The 10,982-nt window shown below is 73.5% G+C and carries 9 protein-coding genes; 6 read left to right on the top strand and 3 right to left on the bottom strand.

What is annotated here, in order from left to right:
- A partial coding sequence (locus ACFVX6_RS39535; RefSeq protein WP_389699426.1) for an alpha/beta hydrolase occupies positions 1-1,591 on the top strand: 1,591 nt, incomplete at its 5' end.
- Between the two features lie 105 nt (positions 1,592-1,696).
- Here the strand turns inward: ACFVX6_RS39535 and hemQ are convergent.
- Together hemQ and hemG are read right to left on the bottom strand one after the other, a co-directional pair.
- Positions 1,697-2,410: a hydrogen peroxide-dependent heme synthase gene (gene hemQ, locus ACFVX6_RS39530; protein ID WP_274550050.1), complete on the bottom strand. Its 714-nt coding sequence runs from the start codon at positions 2,408-2,410 to the stop codon at positions 1,697-1,699.
- Positions 2,411-2,414: 4 nt separating this feature from the next.
- A complete protein-coding gene (gene hemG, locus ACFVX6_RS39525) occupies positions 2,415-3,908 on the bottom strand; it encodes a protoporphyrinogen oxidase (protein ID WP_389699425.1) in 1,494 nt (497 codons plus the stop codon).
- Positions 3,909-4,083: 175 nt separating this feature from the next.
- Here hemG and ACFVX6_RS39520 point away from each other — a divergent pair, with 175 nt between their 5' ends.
- Both ACFVX6_RS39520 and ACFVX6_RS39515 read left to right on the top strand, forming a co-directional pair.
- Positions 4,084-5,127, top strand: coding sequence for a DUF4349 domain-containing protein (locus ACFVX6_RS39520; protein WP_389699424.1), 1,044 nt, complete (start codon positions 4,084-4,086; stop codon positions 5,125-5,127).
- Between the two features lie 64 nt (positions 5,128-5,191).
- The gene (locus ACFVX6_RS39515; protein ID WP_389699423.1) at positions 5,192-6,580 is read left to right on the top strand and encodes an FAD-dependent oxidoreductase; all 1,389 of its coding nucleotides are present in this window, start codon (positions 5,192-5,194) and stop codon (positions 6,578-6,580) included.
- A gap of 141 nt (positions 6,581-6,721) precedes the next feature.
- On the opposite strand, the gene hemE is transcribed toward ACFVX6_RS39515, so the two are convergent.
- Positions 6,722-7,786 (bottom strand): uroporphyrinogen decarboxylase, encoded by a 1,065-nt coding sequence (hemE, locus tag ACFVX6_RS39510; RefSeq protein WP_389699422.1) that lies wholly within the window; start codon positions 7,784-7,786, stop codon positions 6,722-6,724.
- A 91-nt stretch (positions 7,787-7,877) separates the two neighbouring features.
- Here hemE and ACFVX6_RS39505 point away from each other — a divergent pair, with 91 nt between their 5' ends.
- The 3 genes from ACFVX6_RS39505 (at position 7,878) to ACFVX6_RS39495 (ending at position 10,927) form a co-directional block, all read left to right on the top strand.
- Positions 7,878-8,540, top strand: coding sequence for a DUF3000 domain-containing protein (locus ACFVX6_RS39505; protein WP_243331447.1), 663 nt, complete (start codon positions 7,878-7,880; stop codon positions 8,538-8,540).
- A 277-nt stretch (positions 8,541-8,817) separates the two neighbouring features.
- Complete coding sequence (locus ACFVX6_RS39500) at positions 8,818-9,480, top strand: response regulator transcription factor (RefSeq protein ID WP_214956508.1); 663 nt, start codon at positions 8,818-8,820, stop codon at positions 9,478-9,480.
- A 133-nt stretch (positions 9,481-9,613) separates the two neighbouring features.
- Positions 9,614-10,927 carry an HRDC domain-containing protein gene (locus ACFVX6_RS39495; RefSeq protein ID WP_389699421.1) on the top strand — a complete coding sequence of 438 codons (1,314 nt, stop codon included), beginning with the start codon at positions 9,614-9,616 and terminating at the stop codon, positions 10,925-10,927.
- Positions 10,928-10,982 lie beyond the last annotated feature (55 nt).

Genomic DNA, 10,982 nt, shown 5'->3' with positions numbered 1-10,982 from the left:
GGCCGAACTCGCGGCCCGGCGGGCCGCGGCCGCCGCCGCGCGGGGGGGGCGCCCGGGCCCGGGGAGGGATCCGGCACCGGACCGTCAGGGTGCCCGCGACGGACTGGAGTTCGGGCCGTGCCCCGTTGCCGAGGGGCTCGGGCCGGACGTGCGGTGCGGCACGCTCCGGGTTCCGGTCGACTACGCCCGGCCCTTCGGCGAGCAGACCGATATCCTCGTCAGCCGGGTCGCCGCCTCCGGCGCGGACGGGGCCCCGCGGCAGGGCGCGCTCGTGTACAACCCCGGCGGCCCGGGCGGGAACGGCCTGTTCTTCCCGCTCGTCGCCGACCTGCCCGAGTGGCGCCGCATCGGGGCCGCCTACGACCTCGTCGGCTACGCCCCGCGCGGGGTGGGCCGCTCGGGGCACCCGCTGTCCTGCCAGGACCCGGCGCAGTACGCCCAGGCCCCGGCCGAGGCCGCCGGCGCGCGGCCGGACGCCGCCGCCAAGGAGGCGCGGATCGCCGCCGCGCGGGCCTACGCCCGCGGCTGCGCGGAGCGGGCCGGGGCGACCCTCGGCTCGTACACGACCCTGAACAACGTCCGCGACCTGCACGTGCTGCGCGCCGCGCTCGGCGAGAGCGGGCTGACCTTCATGGGGGCCTCGTACGGCACGTACCTCGGCTCGGTCTACGCCACCCTCTACCCCGGCCACGTCCGCCGGATGGTCTTCGACTCGGCCGTCGACCCCGATCCGCACAAGGTCTGGTACCGCAACAACCTCGCCCAGGCCCCCGGCTTCGAGCGCCGCTGGGCCGACTTCCGTGCCTGGGCGGCCCGGCACCACGCCGCGTACGGGCTCGGCTCCACCCCCGAAGCGGTGCAGGCGAGTTACGACCGGGTGCGGGCCGCGCTCGCGCGCGAACCGGCGGGCGGGGTGGTCGGCACCGGGCAGCTGCACTCCGCCTACTTGCGGGCCGCGTACTACGACGAGGTCTGGCCGGGCCGCGCGGCGGCCCTGGCGGCGTTCCTGCGCGGTGATCCGCGCCCGCTCGTCGCGCTCGCCGCGCCGGACCCGGCGGCGGCCGTCGAGGGCGAGAACGCGACCGCCGTCTACACGGCGACCCTGTGCAACGACGCCCCGTGGCCCGCCGACTGGGAGACCTGGGACCGCGACAACACCGAACTGGCCCGTACGGCCCCCTTCGAGACCTGGACCAACGCCTTCCTGAACCTGCCCTGCGCCTTCTGGCCGGTGCGCGAACGGCAGCGGCCGGTGGACGTGGGGCTACGGCCGGACGCCCCGCTCCCCCGCACGCTGATCGTCGCGGCCGAACGGGACGGCGCCACCCCGTACGGGGGCGCGCTGGAGCTCCAGCGGCGGCTCGGGCCGCGGGCCGGGCTGGTGACGGAGCAGGGGGCCGGCACCCACGGAGTGGTCGGCGGACGCAATGACTGCGTGGACGCTCACGTGGAGCGGTACTTGCTGACGGGTGACACCTCGGGGCGGCGTGTCACGTGTGCGCCGCATCCGGAGCCCGCACCGGTGTCGCTGGACGACCGGGCAGCGATCGCCCGGGGGCACCCCAGGGCACTGCTGCCGCCAGTCGTCTGAACTTCCGGGCGGGATCTCCGGCTGCGTCGATTCGGGGGCAGGGCCTCCCGATCCCCGGAGGACGCCGGTCAGCGGTCCTCCGGTCCTTCCCCCCAGGGGAGGTCTCTAGGCGAGTCCGGCCACCAGATCGGCGACGGACTTGCGGCGCCCGGTGTAGAAGGGCACCTCTTCGCGGACGTGCATGCGGGCCTCGGAGGCGCGCAGGTGACGCATGAGGTCGACGATGCGGTACAGCTCGTCGGCCTCGAAGGCCAGCAGCCATTCGTAGTCGCCGAGCGAGAAGGAGGCGACGGTGTTGGCGCGCACGTCGGGGTAGCCGCGGGCCATCATGCCGTGGTCCTTGAGCATGCGGCGGCGGTCCTCGTCGGGCAGCAGGTACCAGTCGTAGCTGCGCACGAAGGGATAGACGCTGACGTAGTCGCGCGGCGTCTCGTCGGCCAGGAAGGCCGGGATGTGGGACTTGTTGAACTCGGCCGGGCGGTGCAGGGCCATGTTCGACCAGACCGGCTCCAGCGCGCGGCCCAGCTTGGTGCGGCGGAACAGGTTGTAGGCGGTCTGCAGCTCGTCGGAGGTCTCCGCGTGCCACCAGATCATGATGTCCGCGTCGGCGCGCAGGCCGGAGACGTCATAGGTGCCGCGGACGGTGATGTCCTTGGCGGCCAGCTGGTCGAACAGCTCCTGGACCTCGTCGGCGAAGCCGACGCGGTTCTCGGGGAGCACGTCCTTCAGCTTGAAGACGGACCACAGGGTGTAGCGGATGACCTCGTTGAGGTCCTTCGCCTTCTTCCCCGCGTTGGGAATCTTCTCTGGTGCAGTCATGTGTCTATTGTCCCGTGTGCTGATCAGTGGTCGGTGCCAGGGGTGCCCCAGCGGCCCCCAACGTGGCGATCACCACGTCGGCAGCCTTGCCCGCGCTCGCGATGCAGGCCGGGATGCCGACGCCGTCGTACAGCGCTCCGCACACCGCGAGGCCCGGCAGGGCCGCGACGGCGGAGCGGATCCGGGCCACCCGGTCGAGGTGGCCGACGGGGTACTGGGGCAGGCCGCCGTCCCAGCGGGTGACGGTGGAGGCCACCGGGCGGACGGTGGGCGCGAGGCCCACGGCCTGGCCGAGGTCGGCGAGGGAGACCTCGACGAGTTCTTCGTCGGAGCGCTTCAGGTCGCCCTCGTCGCCGTGGCGGCCGACGGAGGTGCGCAGCAGGAAGAGGTCGGGATCGGTCCCGGCCCAGGCCCACTTGTTGCTGGAGAAGGTCGAGGCCTTGATCGTCCGGCCGTCCACGGGCGGTACGAGGAACCCGCTCGCGCCTCCGTCGGCGATCCCGGCCGGCAGGTCGGAGCGGCGCAGGGCCATCGTGACCAGGGCCATGGAGGCGTACTCGACCCCGCGCAGCTCGGAGGCGGCAAAGGGCGCGATCCGGTCGAGCAGACGGGCGGCGGGTCCGGCCTGGACGGCCAGGACCACCGCGTCGGCCTCGATGGTCTCGGCGCCGGCTGCACCGTCGGCGACCACGCGCCAGCCGGTGGCGGTACGGGTCAGTTCGCGCGCGGGGGCGTCGAGGAGGATCCGGGCTCCGGCCGCCCGGCAGGCTTCGGCGACGGCGAGCGGGAGCCTGCCGATGCCGCCGTCGATGCCGGAGAACACGGGGCCGGTCTGTCCCGCCCGGGCCGCCCGGGCCTGCAGTTCCCGTACGCCCTCGCCCAGGGAGGCGTGGGTGCGGGCGGCGTCGAAGAGCTGCGGGACGGCGGCCCGCATCGAGATGCGGTAGGCGTTGCCGGCGTAGACCCCGCCGAGCAGCGGTTCCACGAGCCGGTCGACGACCTCGTGGCCCAGGCGGGCGGCGACGTACTCGCCGAGGGCCACGTCCTCGCCGACCTCCTCCGGATCCAGGGTGTCTTCGGCCCCGGCCCTGGCCAGCCCCTCGGCGGAGAGCACCCCGGATGCGGCGAGCGTGCCCAGGTCGCCGGGTACGCCCATGACGTGACCGCCCGGCAGGGGGCGCAGCACGCCGCGGGTCCAGAGGCGGGCGGTGGCCGTGGCGGGCGGCTGCAGGGCCTCGCCCAGGCCCACGGCGCGGGCCAGTTCGAGCGCTTCGGGGCGGCGGGCGAGTACGGACTCGGCGCCGAGGTCCACGCGCAGGCCGGCGAGTTCGCCCGAACGCAGCTTGCCGCCGAGGCGCGGGCCGGCCTCCAGGAGGGTGACGCGAAGGCCCTCGGCGAGCAGCCGGTGGGCTGCCGCGAGGCCCGCGATACCGCCGCCGATGACGACGACGTGGCCGGCGTGGGCCGGCCGGTCCGTACGGGTGTCCGCTTCGTGCATGGACACATCGTCTCAGACCGCTCATCGGGCGATCGCCGAGGCCTGACCGTGACCGCTTCGGCATCACCTCGGGACCGTGCGTACGAAACCCGGGGCGAGGCCCCGTACGTCAGAACGTCGAGGCACGGACAGATCCGCATCCAGCGATTCCGACACTTACCAGGGGGACCCAACGATGCACACCCAGCACAGACGTTACGGCCGGTACGGACGGCGTTCGGCGACGGCTCTGGCGGCGCTGTCCCTGACGGGGGCGCTCGTCCTCACGGGCTGCTCCGCCTCCGACGGTGCCTCGGACAAGACTGCGGTCGCGGCGGATTCGAAGGGACGGGAGGCCGCCGGGCAGGGCGGGGCGGCCGCTGTGGCCCCGGCCGCGTCGGGCGCTCCGGCCCCGGGCGCCGACAAGGGCCAGGCTCAGGTCCCCGCCGTCCGCACGCAGATCATCCGGACGGCGACGCTGGGCGTGGAGACGGCGGACGTCCAGAAGGCGACGGCCGGTGCCCGGACGGCGGCGGAGAACGCGGGCGGGTACGTGGGCAACGAGGGCACCACGCGCGCGCCCGACGGGTCGATGACCTCGACGGTGACCCTGCGGGTGCCGGGCGAGCGCTTCGACGCGGTGCTGGCCGCGATGGAGGGCGCCGGGAAGCTGCTCGCGCGCAAGGTCGAGGCGCAGGATGTGACGCAGAAGGTCGCGGACGTCGACAGCCGGGTCAAGTCCCAGCAGGCGAGCGTGGTGCGGGTGCGCGAGATGATGGAGAAGGCCTCGGGGCTGACCGAGGTGGTCACGCTGGAGGCCGAACTCAGCAAGCGTCAGGCCGATCTGGAGTCGCTGCTCGCGCAGCAGACGGCGCTCAAGGACCAGACCTCGCTCGGCACGATCACGCTGACGTTCTCGGAGCCGGGGAAGCTGCCCGTCAAGGAGAAGGAGAAGCCGGATCCGGGCTTCTCCGACGCCCTGGCCGGCGGCTGGAAGGCCTTCGCCTCCGTGGTCCTCTATCTGCTGATGGCGCTCGCCGCGGCCTCGCCGTTCCTGCTCAGCGGCGCGTTCCTGCTGCTCGCCTTCCGGCAGTACCGCAAGTGGCGGCCGGCGAAGGACAAGCCCGGCGCGGCACGGCGCCTTCCCGCGCAGGGCGGGCCGAAGTGGCCGGGGCACACGGCCGCCGCTCCGGCGGATCCGGCGCACCCGGACGCGGCGCCGCCACAGGTCCGGGACTGAACACCCGTGCGCCCGTAGCGTGGGGCCCGCAGGCACGAGCGGCGGGGAAGGACGGTACGGGCACATGGGGAACGGCACGGAACGGCTGGTGGTGGTGGGGGGTGACGCGGCGGGGATGTCCGCCGCGTCACAGGCCCGGCGGCTCAAGGGCCCGGCGGAGCTGGAGATCACCGCCTTCGAGCGCGGGCACTTCACCTCGTACTCGGCGTGCGGGATCCCGTACTGGATCGGCGGCCTGGTCGGCGGCCGGGACGAGCTGATCGCCCGGACGCCCGAGGAGCACCGCGCACGAGACATCGACCTGCGGACGCGGACCGAGGTCGTGGAGCTGGACCTCGCGGGGCAGCGGGTGCGCGCCCGGGATCTGGAATCGGGCGCCGAGTACTGGACGGCGTACGACAAGCTCGTCCTCGCCACCGGCGCCCGCCCGGTCCGCCCCCGGCTGCCCGGCATCGGCGCGCACGGGGTGCACGGGGTGCAGACGCTGGACGACGGGCAGCGGCTGATGGCGGATCTGGAACGGACGGCGGGCCGCCGGGCGGTGGTCGTGGGCGCCGGGTACATCGGCGTGGAGATGGCGGAGGCCCTGCTCGGCCGGGGCTTCGAGGTCACCGTGCTGCACCGGGGCGAGCAGCCGATGTCCACGCTGGACCCGGACATGGGCGGTCTGGTGCACAGCGCGATGAACCGCATGGGGATCCGTACGGTCGCCCGCGCCGAGGTGACGGAGATCCTCACGGACGGGGAGGGCCGGGCCCGCGCGGTGACCACGGCGGCCGGGGAGGAGTACCCGGCGGACGTGGTCGTCCTGGGCATCGGCGTGGAGCCGCGCACGGCCCTCGCCCGCGCGGCGGGCCTCCCGCTGGGCGAGTCGGGCGGCCTGCTGACCGACCTCTCCATGCGGGTCCGCGGCCACGAGAACATCTGGTCGGGCGGCGACTGCGTGGAGGTCCTGGACCTGGTGGCGGGCCGGATGCGGCACATCCCGCTGGGCACGCACGCGAACAAGCACGGCCAGGTCATCGGCTCGGGCGTCGGCGGCGGCTACGCGACCTTCCCGGGCGTGGTCGGCACGGCCGTGAGCAAGGTCTGCGACCTGGAGATCGCCCGTACGGGCCTGCGCGAGCGGGACGCCCTGTCCGTCGGCCTCCGCTTCGTCACGGCGACGATCAGCTCGACGAACACGGCGGGCTACTACCCGGAGGCGGCGGAGATGACGGTCAAGATGCTGGCGGAACGGCGCACGGGCCGCCTGCTGGGCGTCCAGATCGTCGGTGGCGCGGGCTCCGCGAAGCGGGTGGACATCGCCGCGGTGGCCTTGACGGCCGGTATGACGGTGGAACAGGTGGTGTCCCTGGACCTGGGCTACGCGCCCCCGTTCTCCCCGGTGTGGGACCCCGTCCTGGTGGCGGCCCGCAGGGCGGTGTCCGCGGTGCGGGCGGCCGGGGTCTGAGCCCTGCGGGGTCGTCCCCTACCCGCCCTTCCACCGTTTCCTGGGGCTCCGCCGCAGACCCCGCGCCTCGAACGCCGGCTGAGGCTGGAATTGCCCTGCGGGCAATCCAGCCTCAGCCGGAACAGCGGCACCCCTCAGGGACTAGCTCTGCGTCTGCGTGTGGACGTAGTCCACCAGGCGGGTCAGGGCGTCCGGGTTCGTCGTCGGGAGGACGCCGTGGCCCAGGTTGAAGATGTGGCCCTCCAGGTCCGCCGCGGCGTCCAGGACCTCGCGGGTCTTGGTCTCCACCGCCTCGGGAGTGGAGAAGAGGACCGCCGGGTCCAGGTTGCCCTGGAGCGCCTTGCCGGGGCCGACCCGCTTGACGGCTTCGTTCAGGGAGACCCGGTAGTCGACGCCCATGACGTCCGCGCCGGCCTCGCCCATGAGGCCGAGCAGCTCGCCCGTGCCCACGCCGAAGTGGATGCGCGGGACGCCGTACGAGGCGACGGACTCCAGGACCTTCGCGGAGGCGGGCATCACGGAGCGGCGGTAGTCCGCCGGGGCGAGCGCACCGACCCAGGAGTCGAAGAGCTGGATCGCGGAGGCGCCGGCCTCGATCTGCACCTTCAGGAAGGAGGAGGTGATCTCGGCGAGGCGGTCCAGCAGGTCGGCCCAGAGCTCCGGGTCCCCGTACATGAGGGCCTTGGTGTGCTCGTGGTTCTTGGACGGGCCGCCCTCGACCAGGTAGCTCGCGAGGGTGAAAGGCGCACCGGCGAAGCCGATCAACGGCGTGGAGCCGAGTTCACCCGTGAGCATGCCGATCGCCTCGGTGACGTACGAGACGTCCTCCGGGGTGAGGTCGCGCAGCTGTGCGAGGTCCTCGCGGCGGCGGATCGGCTGGGCGACGACCGGGCCGATGCCCGGCTTGATGTCCAGGTCGATGCCGATGGCCTTCAGCGGGACCACGATGTCGGAGAAGAAGATGGCCGCGTCCACGTTGTGGCGCCGGACCGGCTGCAGGGTGATCTCGGTGACCAGGTCGGGCCGCATGCAGGATTCCAGCATCTGCGTGCCCTCGCGCACCTTGCGGTACTCGGGGAGCGAGCGCCCCGCCTGTCGCATGAACCACACGGGGGTGTGCGGTACCGGCTCGCGCCGGCACGCCTTCAGGAAGGCGGAATCGTACGTCTGGCTCGGCGTGCCCGTGGGGCGGGTGTTGGCGCTCACGACTCAAATCTTCGCACGTATGAAGAAGTGCCCGGCCCGGCGCGGGTGTCCCTGCGCCGTACGGGCGCTCGTTCCGCCTAGTCTTCCCCGCATGGCTGCGGCTCAGGGACGATTTTCAGATGGCGCTGACGGTACGGACAGCGCGAAGGACAGCTCCGTCCCACTCCCGTTCCGGCGGGCGGTCGACGGCTTGAAGAAGGCGAGGCTGCGGCAGGGGATCGAGATCGACCCCACCAAACCGCCACAGAGACTGGCACCCCACGCGTACGCGCTGGAGGCTGCGGTCGTGGACGGTGACGAGGACCTGGCCGACGGCCGGCTCATCCTCCTGCACGACCCGGCCGGGCACGACGCCTGGCAGGGCACCTTCCGGCTGGTGACGCTCGTACGGGCGGAACTGGAGCCGGAGATGGCCGTGGATCCGCTCCTCCCCGAGGTGTGCTGGTCCTGGCTGACGGGGGCGCTGGACGCGCGCGGGCTGACGTACGGGGAGGCGAGCGGGACCGTCACCATGGCCGCTTCGCACTACTTCGGCGGGCTCGGAGAGCGGCGTCCGGCGACGCAGATCGAGATCAGGGCCTCGTGGACGCCGCGCGAGGGAGTGGGCGGGGTGCCGGACACCGCCGCACACCTGTCGGCATGGTGCGAACTGCTGTGCCAGATCGCGGGGCTGCCGCCGGTCGGACCGACCGAGACGGTGACCGGCGTGGTCTCGCTGCCCCAGCGGCGCGGTCCGCATCACCCTCAGGGGTAACACTGCGAGGCCACGGCCCGTACCGGCGCGCCGACCGCGCCCGGTGCCGGGTCGGATTGCCGGGGCCGGATGTCGTTACAGGGCGCCCGTTGCGGGCTTCTGATCACCCTATGATCGATCGTGCGTCCGAATTGCCCGAATTGTTACTCACCAAATCGTGATCATTCCCTAAAGCCGGGCGGGTGACGTGCCGAAGGAGTCATAGACCATCCGCACGGTTCGCACCGGCTTCCTTCCCCGAGCCGGCCGTCCCGCCACTCCCCCCCAGGAGGCCTAGGTGTCCGTTCTTCTCGAGCAGCCCGCAAGCCTGGTCGCCTACCGCCCGAACAAGCCGACGGCCATGGTCGTCGTGGCCGACCCGCGCGTGCGTTCCACCGTGACCCGCCATTTGTGGGCCCTCGGAGTTCGCGACGTGATCGAGGCTTCGTCCATCGCGGAGGCCCGTCCACGCATCGGCAGCCCGCGCGACATCTGCGTGGCCGACGTACACCTGCCCGACGGTTCCGGTCTCACCCTGCTGTCCGAGACCCGCGCCGCCGGTTGGCCGAACGGCCTGGCCCTGTCCGCCGCCGACGACATCGGCGCCGTACGCAACGCCCTCGCGGGCGGAGTGAAGGGCTACGTCGTCACCGGCACCCGGACCAACATCGGGCTCCCGTCCCGGCCCGGCGCCGCCCCCATCGGCGCTGCCGCGGCCCGTATGCACCGCCGCCCCCCGGGTGCCCCGAGCCACCCGGGCGGCTACCGAGAGCTCTCCGGCCGCGAGGTCGAGGTCCTGCGCCTCGTCGCGGAGGGCCAGTCCAACAAGGCCATCGGCGTTTCGATGGGCCTGTCCGCCCTGACCGTCAAGTCCCACCTCGCACGGATCGCCCGCAAGCTGGGCACCGGCGACCGGGCCGGGATGGTCGCCGTCGCCCTGCGGACCGGGATCATCCACTGACCCGGCCGATATCCGTCGGAGGACCCCGGGAGAACTCCCGGCGAACCCGCGGAAACGTCCGCACTTCCCCCTCGCGCCCGTCGCCGGAACGTTCCGGCGACGGGCGCGTTGCATCCACGGATACCCTTGACCGGTGACCGACGCCCAAGAAACCGCAGCAGGCCTGCGCACCACCACCGGGGGCGGCCCCCCGGACGACAAGGTTTCGTCCGACGGGCTGCCGATTCCCTTGCTAGAACCCCGTGAGGGCATCCCTCCGGTGGTCGCCGACGCGGCCGCGCTCGCCGAGGTGGTCGCGGCCTTCGCCGCGGGCACCGGACCCGTCGCCGTGGACGCCGAGCGCGCCTCCGGCTACCGCTACGGGCAGCGCGCCTACCTCGTACAGCTACGCCGCGAGGGTGCGGGCTCCGCACTGATCGACCCGGTGGGCTGCCCCGACCTCTCCTCCCTGGGCGAGGCCCTGTCCGGCACCGAGTGGATCCTGCACGCCGCCACCCAGGACCTGCCCTGCCTGCGCGAAATAGGCATGGCGCCCACCTCCCTCTTCGACACCGAGCTGGCCGGCCGACTGGCCGGCTTCCCGCGGGTCGGACTCGGCGCGATGGTCGAGGGGGTCCTCGGCTACGTGCTGGAGAAGGGCCACTCCGCCGTCGACTGGTCGACCCGTCCGCTCCCCGAGCCGTGGCTGCGCTACGCCGCGCTCGACGTGGAGCTGCTCGTGGACCTGAGGGACGCGCTGGAGAAGGAGCTGGACCGGCAGGGCAAGCTGGAATGGGCCCGCCAGGAGTTCGACGCCATCTGCGCCGCACCGCCCGCGCCGCCGCGCAAGGACCCGTGGCGCCGTACGTCCGGCATGCACAAGGTGCGCCGGCGCCGGCAGATGGCCGTGGTCCGGGAGCTGTGGGAGTCCCGGGACCGGATCGCGCAGCGACGTGACGTGTCACCGGGCAAGGTCCTGGGCGACGCCGCGATCGTCGAGGCCGCGCTCGCCATGCCGCTGAACGTGCAGGCCCTCTCCGCCCTGCCCGGCTACGGGCAGCGCATGGGCCGGCGCCAGCTCGACCAGTGGATGGCCGCCGTGGACCGGGCGAAGGCCCTGCCCGAGGCCGAGCTGCCGCTGCCGGGGGCGACCCCGGCGGGTCCGCCGCCGCCGCGCTCCTGGGCGGACAAGGACCCGGAGGCCGCGGCGCGGCTGGCTGCGGCCCGTACGGCCGTGTCCGCACTGGCGGAGGGGCTGAACCTGCCGCAGGAGAACCTGATCACTCCCGACACGGTCCGCCGACTGTGCTGGGAGCCGCCGCTGCGGCTGGAGGCCGACGCGGTGGCCGAGGCCCTGGCGGGCTACGGAGCCCGCCCGTGGCAGATCGAACAGGTGACGGACGCCCTGGTCACGGCTCTCGCCGCGACCGCGCCCGTGGCAGCGCCGGCGCCCGCGCCCGAAGACTGACCCGCACCCGCAGTTCATGGCGGAGCCCCCCGGCCCTTCGGCCGGGGGGCTCCGC

The sequence above is a fragment of the Streptomyces sp. NPDC058289 genome (genome assembly GCF_042880975.1).
Lineage (GTDB): Bacteria > Actinomycetota > Actinomycetes > Streptomycetales > Streptomycetaceae > Streptomyces > Streptomyces stoeckheimensis.
Note: the sequence above shows the minus strand (reverse complement) of the source record. Positions and strands in the feature narration are given on the sequence as shown.